The organism is Methylosinus sp. shoA (genome assembly GCF_059718125.1).
Genome location: NZ_AP046091.1, coordinates 2871021 through 2885109, shown reverse-complemented (window position 1 = coordinate 2885109; position 14089 = coordinate 2871021). Strand labels below are relative to the sequence as shown.

Annotated in this window: 11 protein-coding genes; 5 read left to right on the top strand and 6 right to left on the bottom strand. The window is 68.1% G+C overall.

All coding sequences use genetic code 11. From position 1 onward, the window contains the following. The first annotated feature begins 137 nt into the window (after window positions 1–137). Complete coding sequence (gene fdxA / locus AC6IW9_RS13100; protein ID WP_497764171.1) at window positions 138–476, top strand: ferredoxin FdxA; 339 nt, start codon at window positions 138–140, stop codon at window positions 474–476. Window positions 477–1231: 755 nt separating this feature from the next. Continuing rightward, the gene (locus AC6IW9_RS13095; protein ID WP_497764170.1) at window positions 1232–2473 is read left to right on the top strand and encodes a CarD family transcriptional regulator; all 1242 of its coding nucleotides are present in this window, start codon (window positions 1232–1234) and stop codon (window positions 2471–2473) included. A 147-nt stretch (window positions 2474–2620) separates the two neighbouring features. Here the strand turns inward: AC6IW9_RS13095 and AC6IW9_RS13090 are convergent, their stop codons facing one another. The 3 genes from AC6IW9_RS13090 to AC6IW9_RS13080 all read right to left on the bottom strand — a co-directional run bounded on the left by AC6IW9_RS13090 (window position 2621) and on the right by AC6IW9_RS13080 (window position 5966). Further along, on the bottom strand, window positions 2621–3490 hold the full coding sequence (locus AC6IW9_RS13090; protein WP_497764169.1) for an RNA polymerase factor sigma-32: 870 nt from the start codon (window positions 3488–3490) through the stop codon (window positions 2621–2623). A 198-nt stretch (window positions 3491–3688) separates the two neighbouring features. Beyond that, window positions 3689–5206: a M48 family metalloprotease gene (locus AC6IW9_RS13085; RefSeq protein WP_497764167.1), complete on the bottom strand. Its 1518-nt coding sequence runs from the start codon at window positions 5204–5206 to the stop codon at window positions 3689–3691. Continuing rightward, a complete protein-coding gene (locus AC6IW9_RS13080; protein ID WP_497764166.1) occupies window positions 5169–5966 on the bottom strand; it encodes a thermonuclease family protein in 798 nt (265 codons plus the stop codon). Before AC6IW9_RS13080 ends, AC6IW9_RS13085 begins: the two co-directional genes overlap by 38 nt. Before the next feature lie 160 nt (window positions 5967–6126). Between AC6IW9_RS13080 and ybgF the strand changes: the two genes are divergently transcribed. The 3 genes from ybgF (at window position 6127) to ftsH (AC6IW9_RS13065) (ending at window position 10297) form a co-directional block, all read left to right on the top strand. Then, window positions 6127–7167 carry a tol-pal system protein YbgF gene (gene ybgF, locus AC6IW9_RS13075; RefSeq protein WP_497764165.1) on the top strand — a complete coding sequence of 347 codons (1041 nt, stop codon included), beginning with the start codon at window positions 6127–6129 and terminating at the stop codon, window positions 7165–7167. Between the two features lie 9 nt (window positions 7168–7176). Continuing rightward, window positions 7177–8205 (top strand): tRNA lysidine(34) synthetase TilS, encoded by a 1029-nt coding sequence (gene tilS / locus AC6IW9_RS13070; RefSeq protein WP_497764162.1) that lies wholly within the window; start codon window positions 7177–7179, stop codon window positions 8203–8205. Window positions 8206–8371: 166 nt separating this feature from the next. Beyond that, on the top strand, window positions 8372–10297 hold the full coding sequence (gene ftsH, locus AC6IW9_RS13065; protein WP_497764160.1) for an ATP-dependent zinc metalloprotease FtsH: 1926 nt from the start codon (window positions 8372–8374) through the stop codon (window positions 10295–10297). 599 nt (window positions 10298–10896) lie between these two features. Here the strand turns inward: ftsH (AC6IW9_RS13065) and ftsH (AC6IW9_RS13060) are convergent. The 3 genes from ftsH (AC6IW9_RS13060) to AC6IW9_RS13050 form a co-directional block, all read right to left on the bottom strand. Beyond that, entirely contained in the window at window positions 10897–12825 is a 1929-nt protein-coding gene (gene ftsH / locus AC6IW9_RS13060; protein WP_497764159.1) for an ATP-dependent zinc metalloprotease FtsH, read from the bottom strand. 445 nt (window positions 12826–13270) lie between these two features. Continuing rightward, complete coding sequence (locus AC6IW9_RS13055; protein ID WP_497764157.1) at window positions 13271–13564, bottom strand: hypothetical protein; 294 nt, start codon at window positions 13562–13564, stop codon at window positions 13271–13273. Beyond that, window positions 13561–14052: a glutathione peroxidase gene (locus tag AC6IW9_RS13050; protein WP_497764156.1), complete on the bottom strand. Its 492-nt coding sequence runs from the start codon at window positions 14050–14052 to the stop codon at window positions 13561–13563. The genes AC6IW9_RS13055 and AC6IW9_RS13050 overlap by 4 nt, the downstream gene beginning before the upstream one ends. Window positions 14053–14089 lie beyond the last annotated feature (37 nt).

Here is a 14089-nt window from a genome sequence, read left to right as displayed (position 1 = left end):
TCCCTTCCAACCTCGTTGAGGATATCATGCCGCGCGCGAGCGAGGCGAGCCGGCCGGCCGCGAACGCCCGCGCTCGTCGAACCGCTTGCGCGATTGCGGCAAAACCGCTAGCTAGCCCGCGATGGTCGAGGACCCCCATGCCCTATGTCGTCACGGAAAACTGCATCAAATGCAAATATATGGATTGCGTGGAAGTTTGTCCCGTGGACTGCTTCTACGAAGGCGCCAACATGCTGGTGATCCATCCGGACGAATGTATCGACTGCGGCGTGTGTGAGCCCGAATGCCCGGCCGAGGCGATCAAGCCCGACACCGAGCCGGACCTCGAGAAATGGATGGCGCTCAACGCCGAATATGCGCAGGTCTGGCCGAATGTGACGATCAAGCGCGATCCGCCGGCGGACGCGAAGGAGTGGGACGGCAAGCCCGGCAAGCTCGAGACGTGCTTCTCTCCCGAGCCTGGCCAAGGCGACTGAGCGCGCGCCAGAACACCTCGCATTCGCCAGCAATTTCAAGCGCGACCGGCTCGACCGGGGTAACCATGTCGTCAGGCGTCGACGGGTTCCCTTTGATTTTCGCCGTCCGGCGTGATATACAAAGCATTAACGAATAGCGTTCGGGCGCAAAGGTCGCGTTTTGCCGATCGGGAAAACGCGCGTATCGCCGTGGCGTCGGGAACTGAATGGGAACGACGTCGGAGAGCGTCGAGGCGCGTCGGTTCCGAAGAGTGAAGCGTCGGGCTTTCGCCAGCCTAAAGTTATGCGCGGTCGTTGCGCTATCCTGGCCGGGGCGTGGTTTCGCTCCCAGGCCATGTGGCTTTCCGTCCCGTCTCCACAGCGGGACAAGACAAGGAGTACCGCGTATGCCCTCCAACAGGAAGACCGCGAAAAACCGCAAGGCGTCGGCCGGCAGCGCGAGACACGGCGCGAGGGACGCGAACGCAAAATCGAACCGGTCCCGGGCCACGAGCACGGGGGGCGCGAATGCGAGCAAGTCGAGCGCGAGCGCCAAGACGAATGCGAGCGCCAAGACCAACGCGGCCGCGAAGACGAATGCGAGCGCGAGCGCCAAGACGAAGAAGGCCGGCGCGGGCGCGACGAGCCGGATCGTTAAGGCGGCCGCCGCCAAGACAGCGAAAACCGCCGCCTCCAAGACCTCGGCCCGAGCCCGGACCGCGGCGAAGTCGAACGGCGAGCGATCTGCGGCCCGGACGACGGAACAGGCGCGAGCCGTGTCCAGATCCGCCGAGCGGACCAAGCGCGGAACTGCCGCTCCGACGCGCAGCGCCGCCTCCGCCCGCAAGGCGCGGAGCGCCGCGGCGAAGCCCGCGGACGCGACGGCGAAGACGCGCGCCAAGGCCGAGCGCGCCGCGCAGACGACGGTGGCGGAAGCCCGTCCCGTCGAGCAGCGCGCGGCGGCGGCGCCGGCCGCGGCGAAAAAAGCCGCGCCGCGCAAGAGCGCCGCGGCGAAGTCACGCACGGAAACGAAGCGCGTGGAGACGCCGCGCGCGGATATCCGCGATCAGCTTCCGGCCGCGGCGACGCCCGGCGCAACAGAGGAGGGTTCTCGAACGAAACCCGCGCGGGACAACTCGACCCCATCCACCGTCCAACCGCCCGTCGCCTCCGTTCCGCCCGCCGCCCCGAGCGCCGCGGAGAAGAGCGAAAGCGCGGCGGCGACGCCCGTTTCACCTCCAGCTTCGAGCGAAACCATTCCAGTGGCAAAAACGACACCCGGAAAGGCGGTCAACGCCAAAACCTCGCCGGCGCAGAGAGCCGCGGCCCCCGCTCCGGCGGTCGCCGCGAGCCCGGCCCTTTCGCCCAAGGCCATGGTCGCGGCGCGCGCTGCGGCGGCCGCCCCCGCCAGGCCGGCGGCGGCCGCCAAGGCCAAGGCGCCCGCCGCCGCCAAGCTGGGATTCAAGACGCATGAATTCATCGTCTATCCGGCCCATGGCGTCGGGCAGATCATGGCCATCGAGACGCAGGAGGTGGCGGGCTTCAGCCTGGAACTGTTCGTCGTCCACTTCGTCAAGGACAAGATGACGCTGAAGGTGCCGACCAGCAAGGTGGCCGCCGTCGGCATGCGCAAGCTCGCCGAGCCCGAGGTCGTCGACAAGGCGCTCGGGACGCTGACCGGTCGGGCGCGCGTCAAGCGCACCATGTGGTCGCGGCGCGCGCAGGAATACGAGGCCAAGATCAACTCCGGCGACCTCGTCACCATCGCCGAGGTGGTGCGCGATCTCTATCGCTCCGACACGCAGCCCGAGCAGTCCTATTCCGAGCGTCAGCTCTACGAGGCGGCGCTCGACCGCATGGCGCGGGAAGTGGCGGCGGTGCGCAAGCTCATCGATTCGGAATCGCTCAAGCTGATCGAATCCTTCCTGGCCAGGAGCCCGCGCCGCGGCCAGAAGAGCGAAGACGGCGGGAGCGAGCCGGTGGACGGCGACGAAGACGACGTCGAGCGCGCCGCCTGAGCGAGCGGGATCCGGGGGAAACGAAAAGCGCGGCCCCTCGCAGGGCCGCGCTTTTCGTTACGCTCATCATGAGCAGGACGGACGCGCCAGAACCGTGGGCAGGCTCTGGAGTCGCTCCTCGCAAATAAACGGAGTCGCCGTGCGCCACTATTCCGCCGCGGCCTGGTCCTGCGCGCGAACGAGCGCCTTGCGCAATTTGCACAAGGCGCGGTTCTCGATCTGACGGACGCGCTCCTTGGAAATGCCGAGCCGGTCGCCGAGCGATTCCAGCGTCACCAGGCTCTCGCTGAGGCGCCGCTCCTGCACGATGCGCAGCTCGCGCTCCGACAAGAGCTTCAATGCGTCGGCGAGCCAGCGCGTCCGGCGGTCGGAATCGAGCCGGTCCTCGACGATCTCGTCGGGCAGCGGACGGTCGTCGACGAGAAAATCCATGCGTTCGGCCGAGGTCGCCGAATCGTCCTCGATGAGCTGGCTGTTGAGCGAGATGTCCGAGCCGGCGAGCCGCGAGTTCATCAGCTCGACGTCGGCGCGCGAGACGCCGATCGCGCCGGCGATGGCCTCGAAGGCGTCGCCCGATTCGGCGGCCGTCTGCGGCGCATGGGCGAGCTTGGCGCGCAGCCGGCGCAGATTGAAGAACAGCGCCTTCTGCGAGGAGCTGGTGCCGCCGCGCACGATCGACCAGTTGCGCAGCACATAGTCCTGGATCGAAGCGCGTATCCACCAGGTCGCATAAGTGGAGAAACGTACGTCGCGCTCCGGCGCGAAGCGGGCCGCGGCCTCCAGCAGGCCGACATGCCCCTCCTGCACCAGATCTGCGACCGGCAATCCGTAGTGACGAAACCGCACCGCCAGAGCGATGACGAGGCGCATATGCGCGGAGGCGAGCTTGTGGAGCGCCACGCCGTCGCGCTGCTCCTTCCAGGCAATCGCCAGTTGCTTTTCTTCCTCGCGCTCGAGAAAAGGCGCTTCCATCGCGGCCTTGACGAGTTCGCGTCCAACTCCGGGCAAATACGCCATCAACGCCTCCGCGGGGCCTGTCGACGCGCGCCGAAGGGATCGACCGAAATTCAATCGACCGACGACAATTCGCGCTATCGACGTTCGGATCGAAGAGAATCTCGACGGACGCGCTAGCCCCGAGGCCCGCCCAACCCGTGAGAATTCTAGCGGTTAGACAACGATTCCGAGGCGCGGGGGTTCCATCGGCCGGCCCGTTTATTCGGTGACGAGCTTGTAGCGCTCGCCGGGGACGAGCCGGTCCTGCGGCTCGAGGCCGTTGAGCAGCAGGAAATATTCGAACGGCCGATTGGGCACCACCATGCGGACGGCGAGGGATTCGGACGCATCCGCCGCGCTCGCGGTCACGATGGAAATGCGCAGGCCGCGCACGTCCAGAGTTTCTTCCCAGCCGAGCCGCCGGAAGGTTTGCGCCGACGCCATGAAGCGGCGCTCGGCGTCCTCGTTCAATGCGCGCACGGCGAAGATCAGCCGGTAGAGTTCGTCGCCGAGCTGGATCACGGCGAGCTTGAAGTTCCATTCGCCGGCGCGTGCGCTGGCGATGACGGCGGGCAGGCCGTTGATCTCGACGCGCCGCACCGAGGAGCGCAGCAACCCGTCGACCCAGCCCGATTCGACATAGGCCTCGAGCGTCTTGCCGGCCGGCGCGCGCACGCTGTCGAGCCGCACCGCCTCGTCGTCGCGCTCCTTCACGCCGAACACGGCCTCGTTCGAGTTCTCGAGCAGGAAGCCTTCGGGCGCGGTGAAGGTGAAGCGCAGCCGCGGATGGGTGAACTTGCGTCCGCGCACGAAGCCCTCGTTGGGGTCGTCGCCATAGGCGAGGCCCGAGATCGCCGCGAGATAGCCGGTGCGATCGCGCGCGCCGACGCCCGGCGCGCCGATCTGCCGGGCGGCGGCGATCGCCTTTGCGACACGGTCGGGCGTCGAGGGATGGGTCGCCAATATGTCCAGGTCGGCGGTCTGCTTCTTCCCATAGAGCGCGGCGCGCAGATCGGCCGATTTGCCGAGCGCGGCGAGGAAGCGCGACGCTCCGTAAGGATCGACGCCCGCCTTGGCGATCACGCGCACCCCGATGGCGTCCGCCTCGAGCTCCTGCTGGCGCGAGAAGCTGGCGAAGGAGAGGCGCTGCGAGGCGCGCACGTCCTCGCTCTTCTGCTTGCTCTGGATGACGGCGGCGGCCTTGCTGATCACCTCGGCCTCGCGCTCGCGCTCGGCTCGCAGGGCGCTGTGGCGGGCGGTCACATGGGCGATCTCATGGGCCATCACCGCCGCCGCCTCGGACGCGTCGCCGGCGAGGGCGAGAAGGCCGCGCGTGATGTAGAGATTGCCGCTCGGCAAAGCGAAGGCGTTGACCACGGGCGTGTTGAGAATGGTCACCTTATAGGCGGCCTGGTTCGGCGTATCGCTCGCCTGCGCCAGCTTGACCAATATGTCGTCTAGATAGCGTTCCGCCGCAGGGAAGCGATATTCGCCGCCGAACTGCGCCACCAGCTCCTTGTGCTCGACGCTCGACTGGGTCTCGACGCCGACCACGCGCGGCACGGCGGCGGGAAGCCGCCCGAGATTCGCCGCGCCGGCGTTGAGCATTTCGCCCTGCCGCTCGAGCTGCGCGCAGCCTCCGGCGGCGAGCGCGAGCGCCGCGGCGAGGAGCCGAGGCGCGAAGCGCTTCCGGCTCCGGTCAGGGCGCGCCGACGATCTCCATCTGCGCGGGAGCAACGAGCTCCATGCGCGGTCCGTAAACTGTGTCAATCAATCCTCGCACGCGCACGCGCCGGCCCGAGAGCATATGCGGGCGAAGCCCCGCCCGCTCGAATGTCTCGAGATTGCCTTTCCAGATCACGACGGCGAAGTCCGCCCATCGTCTCGGTCCAAAATTCAAATAGAGAGATCCGCCCGCCTCGCCGATCCCGCCGACGACGCCTTCGACGACGACCATGCCCTTGCGCCCCTGGAGCAGATCGGGCCGGCCGGCGTCGACGACGACATACTCGCCCGAAGCCCAAAGTCCAAGCCCGCGCCGGCGCGCCTCCGCTTCCGCCGCGAGCAGGCCATTGCGGCAAGCGAATGCGGCCGGATCGGGGCGAAAGCGCGCGAGCCCCTCGCGCAGCAGCGCCTCGGCCAGCGAGGCGAGCGCCCCTTCGCGTCCCTCGCCTTCGACATAGACGCCGCCCGGAAGACGCCCCCAACGATCTGGAGCCGCGGCGGGGGTCGAGAGAAAGACGAGGCGGCCCGGCGCGAGCCGCGCCTCGAGCCGCGTGCGCGAGCGGGCCCGCAGAGGCTCGGCGGGAAATTCGAGCCCCGCGAGAGCGATACGCCGCCCGTCCTGCGTCAGGAGATCGAGATCGGCGTCGACGCCGGCGATCTCCACGGGCGCGGCCTCTTCGATCGAGCAGAGCGAGGCCTCGGCCCCGGACGCGGGGTGCGCCGGGCAGACGGCGGCGAGCGCCAGCGCGCCCGCGACGATGCCTTTGTGCATGAGTTCGCCTCGGCTCGGGAGGAACAGCGGAACGCGCATAATGCCTCGAGCAACGCGCTCGGCAAGCCGCCGGCGGGCCCACGCCCGATTTTGGCCGAAACGCCGCCTATGCTAAGCTCCTCGGCGCGTCACCCCTCGCCTTCATCCTGCGGATTCGATCATGGCCTCTCCGCTTCTGCGCAAACTGCTCGCCGCGGCGGCGCTCGGCGCCGCCTTCTCCGCCGACGCCGCGCGCGCCGAGACCGACGGCGTCACACGGCTGGGCCAGGGGCTGCAGTCGCTGGGCCGGCGTCTCGACGTGACTCAGCTGTTCGACCAGCCACGCGACGCCGAGGATGAAGGGATGACCCCGGCGCGCGACGCCGCGGCGGCGAGCGTGCGCATGGACCGGCTGGAAAGCCAGATCCGCTCGCTCAATGGCCAGGTCGAGGAGCTGCAGCACCAAGTCCGCCGTCTGGAGGAGCAATTGCGCCGCTCTGGGGAGGGCGCCGCCGCGCCGCCGCGCGGCGCGAGCGCCGCGCCGCCGCGCGGCGCGAGCGCCGCGCCCGAGCCGTCCGTCCCCGGCCCCGCGGCGGTCGGCGCCGCCGGCTCCCTGCGGCGGGGCGACGCCTTCGACCCGAACCACGATCCCAATGCGCCGGGCGCGCCACGCCCGCTCGGCAGCACGCCGCCCAGCGCGCCGCTCGCGGCCGGAACGCCGGGCGCGGAGCTGCGCTCTCCGGGCGCGCCCCTCGATCTCACCCACGGCTATTCCAGCGGCGCGCCGGTGCCCCTGCCGACGCCCCCCGCGGCGGCGGCCGGCGTCCCCACCGCGCCCCAGTCGCCGCGGGACGAGTTCGACGTCGCCCTCTCGCGTCTCCGGCTCGGCGAATATGAGGCGGCCGAGAAAGGCTTTGCGGGCTTTCTGGCCAGGAACGGCAAGAGCAGGCTCGCCCCGCAGGCGACCTTCTATCTCGGCGAGAGCTTCTTCCTGCGCGAGCGCCACCGCGAGGCGGCGGAGAAATTCCTCGAAGTCTCGACCAAATATCCGACTTCGCCGCAGGCGCCGGAGGCGATGCTGCGCCTCGGGCAATCGCTGCATGCGATCGGCGCCAAGGAGCAGGCCTGCGCCTCCTTCGACGAAATCGCCGTGAAATATCCGGGCGCGCCGGCGCGCGTGAAGGAGGCCGCGCAGCGCGAGAGCCGGAAGGACCAGTGCTGACGGGCCGCCATGCCCGCTGACGACCTGCTTCCCGATCCCGACCGCACGCTGGCGCCGCTGGCGGAGCATGATTCGATGCTGCTCGCGGTTTCCGGCGGACCGGATTCGACGGCGCTGATGCTGCTCGCCGCGCGATGGTCGCTGTGCGAGACGAAGCGGATCGCCGTCGCCACGGTCGATCACGGATTGCGCGCCGAGGCGGCCGAGGAGGCGCGCCTCGTCGGCGAATGGGCGCGCGCCCTCGGCTTTCCGCATCACATTCTGCGCTGGGAGGGCGAGAAGCCGCGAACGCGCATCCAAGAGCGTGCGCGCGAAGCGCGCTACCGGCTGCTCGTCGAGCGCGCCCGCGCGATCGGCGCGTCGGCCATCGTCGCGGCGCATCACGCCGACGATCAGGCGGAAACGATCCTGTTCCGGCTGACGCGCGGCAGCGGGATCGCCGGCCTCGCCGGAATGGCGCCGGCCACGCGCCTCGACGGCCTCGTTCTGCTGCGGCCGCTGCTCGGCCTGCGCAAGCAGGCGCTCGAGACGCTCTGCGCCGCGCGAGGCCAGCCGTTCTTTCGCGATCCCTCGAACGAAAATCCGGCCTTTGCGCGCGCGCGGCTGCGGCGCCTTTCCGCGCTGCTCGCCGAGCAGGGGCTCGGCGTCGATGCGCTGCTGCGCCTCGGCGGCCGCGCCGCGCGGGCCGAGGAGGCGCTCGCAGAGGCCGCCGCGCGCGCCGCCGCCGCTCTGCCGGCCGAGCGCGACGCGCTTTCGTTCCGCGCGGCCGCGGGCCCCATGGCCGCGCTGCCGCGCGAGCTGCTGCGACGTGTGGTCGCGGCCGAGGTCGAGCGCATCGGCGGATCGGCGGCCCGGCTCGAGCGCCAGGAGCGGGCGTGCGATCGCCTTTGCGAGGCGCTCGCCGCCGGTTCATCCTTCAAAACAACGCTCGGCGGGGCGTCGATCGCGCTGACGGCGGACGCGCTGACGATCCGCCCGGAGCCGCCGCGAGGCGCCGGGCGTCGGCCGCAAAAAAGCCATGCGGCGCCGATCGAATGAGATCGCGCTGAAAATGCGCTCCAATGTCTGTCTCGCGTGGCCGAAGCGCCGCTCGGACCGTTCGTCGCCCTTCACTTGGCAATCGGTCGCGACGCGCCTAGATTACTCGAAACGGCGTCCGTCGCCGAGGATGGCCTCGGACGGAAACGTCTTTCGCAGGTTCGACATGAACGCAAACTTCAGGAACATCGCCCTGTGGGCGATCATCGGGCTGCTCGTCGTGGCGCTCGTCATGCTGTTCCAGCAACCGGGTCAGCGCACGCCGATCCGCGACATCTCCTTCAGCGAATTGCTCACGCAGATCGATCAGGGCCGCGTCCATGACGTGACCATCGCGGGCAATGAGATCACCGGCCATTTCTCGGACAATCGTCCGTTTTCGACCTATGCGCCCAATGATCCCTCGCTGGTCCAGCGCCTCACCGCCAAGAACGTCTCGATCACCGCGCGGCCTGCGGCGGACGGCAACGGCTGGCTGATGACGCTGCTCATCAACGGCCTTCCGCTCATCGCCTTCCTCGGCGTGTGGATCTTCCTCTCGCGCCAGATGCAGGGGGCCGGCGGCCGGGCTCTGGGCTTCGGCAAGTCGAAGGCGAAGCTTTTGACCGAGACGCAGGGGCGCGTGACCTTCGAGGATGTCGCGGGCGTCGACGAGGCGAAGGAGGATCTGCAGGAGATCGTCGAATTCCTGCGCGATCCGCAGAAATTCCAGCGCCTCGGCGGACGCATTCCGCGCGGCGTGCTGCTGGTCGGCCCGCCCGGCACGGGCAAGACGCTGCTCGCGCGCGCCATCGCCGGCGAGGCCAATGTGCCGTTCTTCACCATCTCGGGCTCGGACTTCGTCGAAATGTTCGTCGGCGTCGGCGCGAGCCGCGTGCGCGACATGTTCGAGCAGGCGAAGAAGAACGCGCCCTGCATCATCTTCGTCGACGAGATCGACGCGGTCGGGCGCCATCGCGGCGCGGGCCTCGGCGGCGGCAATGACGAGCGCGAGCAGACCTTGAACCAGCTGCTCGTCGAGATGGACGGCTTCGAGGCGAACGAGGGGATCATCCTGATCGCCGCGACCAACCGTCCGGACGTGCTCGACCCGGCTCTGATGCGTCCGGGCCGTTTCGACCGTCAGATCAATGTGCCGAACCCGGACTTCATCGGCCGCGAGAAGATCCTGAAGGTCCATGCGCGCAAGGTGCCGCTGGCTCCGGATGTGGATTTGAAAGTGGTCGCGCGCGGCACGCCGGGCTTTTCGGGCGCCGATCTCATGAACCTCGTCAACGAGGCGGCGCTGCTGGCGGCGCGGCGCAGCAAGCGCATCGTGACACGCCAGGAGTTCGAGGACGCGCGCGACAAGATCATGATGGGCGCCGAGCGCCGCACTCTGGTGATGACGGAGGAGGAGAAGCGCCTCACGGCTTTCCACGAGGGCGGTCATGCGCTGGTTCAGCTGAACATGCCGGGGGCGATCCCGATCCACAAGGCGACGATCATCCCGCGCGGGCGCGCGCTGGGCATGGTGCAGGGCCTTCCGGAGCGCGACCAGATCTCGCAGACCTATGAGCAGCTGAAGGCGATGCTGGCCCTGGCGATGGGCGGCCGCGTGGCGGAGGAGCTGGTGTTCGGCCACGACAAGGTGACGTCGGGAGCGGCGAGCGACATTCAGCAATGCACGCGCATCGCGCGGGCGATGGTGACGCAGCTCGGCTTCTCGGACAAGCTCGGCACGGTCGCTTACGCCGATCCGCAGCAGGAGCAGTTCCTGGGCTATTCGATCGGGCGCACGCAGACCCTCTCCGAGGCGACGCAGCAGACGATCGACGCGGAGGTCCGGCGGCTGGTGCAGGAGGGCTATGAGGATGCGCGTCGCATTCTGACCGAGAAGCGCGCCGATCTCGACACGCTGGCCAATGGGCTGCTGGAGTTCGAGACGCTGACGGGCGAGGAGCTGATGGGCCTGCTGCAGGGCAAGCGCCCGGTGCGCGAGGACGTCCCGCCTGCGGCTCCGCCAGCGCGTCCCTCGCCGGTCCCGTCCACAGGCCGCACGCGCCCGACGCCCGAGCCCGACGCCGGCGGCTTGGAGCCGCATCCGGTGTGATCCCCGGGAACGAGCAAGAAATCCAAGAAAGCCCGGCGGCACCCTCCCCCGCCGGGTTTTTCTTTTTGCCGTCGCACCGAGACACATAAGGCGCAGAGCGAAGCCCAGAGGATACAAATCCCCTCATCCTGAGGCGCTTTTCGCGGAATGCGAAAAGCCTCCAGGAGGCGCTGCGGCTCCGGCCTTTCGAGACGCCCGCTATGCGGGCTCCTCAGGGCGAGGGGTGTTTTCGAGACGAACAATCGACAGCGATGCAGGAGCAAAGCACGACCGAGACGACAAGCCCCTTACTCCGACGCGCGCTTCTCACGGAATACGAAAAGCCTCGAAGGATGCCCTTCGAGACGCCCACTGCGCGGGCTGCTCAGGGCGAGGGGGTTGTTCTTCGAGACGAATAATCGACAACGGCGCGGGAGCACGGCGACCAAGACGAGCCCATCCCCCCGAGGCGCTTTTCGCGGAATGCGAAAAGTCTCGAAGGATGCTCCAGAAGACGCGCTGCAGCCGCGGCCTCTTCCGTTGACGACCGCCATAAACGAAGTCCGGCGGGGGTGGACCCGCCGGACTTTTTCGATTTGCCTCTTTTATAACAAAAAGCCTCACACCGGATGCGGCTCCAAGCCGCCGGCGTCGGGCTCGGGCGTCGGGCGCGTGCGGCCTGTGGACGGGACCGGCGAGGGACGCGCTGGCGGAGCCGCAGGCGGGACGTCCTCGCGCACCGGGCGCTTGCCCTGCAGCAGGCCCATCAGCTCCTCGCCCGTCAGCGTCTCGAACTCCAGCAGCCCATTGGCCAGCGTGTCGAGATCGGCGCGCTTCTCGGTCAGAATGCGACGCGCATCCTCATAGCCCTCCTGCACCAGCCGCCGGACCTCCGCGTCGATCGTCTGCTGCGTCGCCTCGGAGAGGGTCTGCGTGCGCCCGATCGAATAGCCCAGGAACTGCTCCTGCTGCGGATCGGCGTAAGCGACCGTGCCGAGCTTGTCCGAGAAGCCGAGCTGCGTCACCATCGCCCGCGCGATGCGCGTGCATTGCTGAATGTCGCTCGCCGCTCCCGACGTCACCTTGTCGTGGCCGAACACCAGCTCCTCCGCCACGCGGCCGCCCATCGCCAGGGCCAGCATCGCCTTCAGCTGCTCATAGGTCTGCGAGATCTGGTCGCGCTCCGGAAGGCCCTGCACCATGCCCAGCGCGCGCCCGCGCGGGATGATCGTCGCCTTGTGGATCGGGATCGCCCCCGGCATGTTCAGCTGAACCAGCGCATGACCGCCCTCGTGGAAAGCCGTGAGGCGCTTCTCCTCCTCCGTCATCACCAGAGTGCGGCGCTCGGCGCCCATCATGATCTTGTCGCGCGCGTCCTCGAACTCCTGGCGTGTCACGATGCGCTTGCTGCGCCGCGCCGCCAGCAGCGCCGCCTCGTTGACGAGGTTCATGAGATCGGCGCCCGAAAAGCCCGGCGTGCCGCGCGCGACCACTTTCAAATCCACATCCGGAGCCAGCGGCACCTTGCGCGCATGGACCTTCAGGATCTTCTCGCGGCCGATGAAGTCCGGGTTCGGCACATTGATCTGACGGTCGAAACGGCCCGGACGCATCAGAGCCGGGTCGAGCACGTCCGGACGGTTGGTCGCGGCGATCAGGATGATCCCCTCGTTCGCCTCGAAGCCGTCCATCTCGACCAGCAGCTGATTGAGCGTCTGCTCGCGCTCGTCATTGCCGCCGCCGAGGCCCGCGCCGCGATGGCGCCCGACCGCGTCGATCTCGTCGACGAAGATGATGCAGGGCGCGTTCTTCTTCGCCTGCTCGAACATGTCGCGCACGCGGCTCGCGCCGACGCCGACGAACATTTCGACGAAGTCCGAGCCCGAGATGGTGAAGAACGGCACATTGGCCTCGCCGGCGATGGCGCGCGCGAGCAGCGTCTTGCCCGTGCCGGGCGGGCCGACCAGCAGCACGCCGCGCGGAATGCGTCCGCCGAGGCGCTGGAATTTCTGCGGATCGCGCAGGAATTCGACGATCTCCTGCAGATCCTCCTTCGCCTCGTCGACGCCCGCGACATCCTCGAAGGTCACGCGCCCCTGCGTCTCGGTCAAAAGCTTCGCCTTCGACTTGCCGAAGCCCAGAGCCCGGCCGCCGGCCCCGCCCTGCATCTGGCGCGAGAGGAAGATCCACACGCCGATGAAGGCGACGAGCGGCAACGCGTTCAGGAACAGCGTCATCCACCAGCTGCCGCCCTCGCTCGAGGGCTTGGCGCTGATGGACACGTTCTTGGCGGTGAGGCGCTGGACGAGCGTCGGATCATTGGGCGCATAAGTGACGAAGGACCGATTATCCATGAAATGGCCGGAGATCTCGTTTCCGGCGATGGTCACGTCATGGACGCGGCCGAGCTCGATCTGCGCGAGGAGCTCGCTGAAGGTTATGTCCCGCCCGGCCGTGCGCTGGCTGCGCTGATCGAACAGCATGGCCAGCGCGACGGCGAGCAAAGCGACGATGGCGAATATGACGAACGGCTTGTAATTGATCTTCATCGCCGACCTCCGATGGACCCGCCCCGTCGCGGCCGCCTCTTCTCTCGCGGCGAGGACCTGTGTCGCTTTCGTGACTCTACGACAGCATTTCTCGGTCGCCAAATTAAATACATTAATGCGCGCGTTCCGATTTTCGATTCCCCCGACCCGCGAATCGCGGCTGCGGCCGAGGCATCGGGACAAAGCGTTGCAGATTCAACGGCGCCTGCTGTCTTCCTCGCCTCGCTCCCGGCACAGATATTCGAGAGGGGGCGTGAGCGAGAGGCGAGCCGCGGGGCGTCGATCGCCTCGAGCCGGACTATCCGACCGACCGGGTCGAAATCGAATATGACCCGACCGCGACTACGCCCGAGATGCGAGCCGGCTGTGCCGGGCGCCGAGATCGTGACGGCGGTGAGGGGCGAGGAAACATAGCGTTTTCCATTCACTATCCGCCAGCCATCGCTCACCCCAGATATTTCGACAGTTCCCGCTCGAACTCCGGAAAATACAAGGAAATCACGCTCACGTCGAAACGGCCGAGGATTTGCTCCTTCGGCTCGCGGTCGAGCAGGAAGCGAAAGGCCGCGTCGAGACATTGCTCCGGATCGAACACGCCGCCGCCAAGTCTTTGCGCGAGATCGCGCGATATGGTGACGCGATGGCGCGTCTCGCTCGCTCCTTCGCGCACGACGACGTCGAAAGCGAGCGCCTTGGCGCCGCCGTCGTCGCGCCGCGCGATCTCGATGAAGCGGGTCACGCGGGCGCCGCCAATGCGGCCTCGATGTCGGCCGCGAGCGAGAACGGCGTCGCGAAAGAAGCGTAGCGCCTCACGACTTCACCCTTTCGATTCACCAGGAATTTGGTGAAATTCCATTTGATCGCCTCCGAGCCGAGGAGGCCGGGCGCGTTTTTCTTCAAATAGCGGTAGAGCGGATGTGCGCTTTCGCCATTCACCTCGATCTTGGCGAAGAGGGGAAAGCTCACGCCATAGCCGAGCGAGCAGAATTGCGCGATCTCCGCCTCCGCGGCCGGCTCCTGGCCGGCGAATTGATTGCAGGGGAAGCCGAGCACGACGAGCCCCTGGTCGCGATAGTCGCGCCAGAGCGCCTCGAGCCCCGCATATTGCGGCGTGAAGCCGCATTTGCTCGCGACATTGACGATGAGCAGGACTTTTCCGGCGAAATCGGCGAGCGAACGCGTCGTCCCGTCGATGGCGCGGGCCTCGAAGTCATAGACCGTCGTCATGACGGCGCGCCTCTGGAATCGCGGCGGCGGGGCAGGG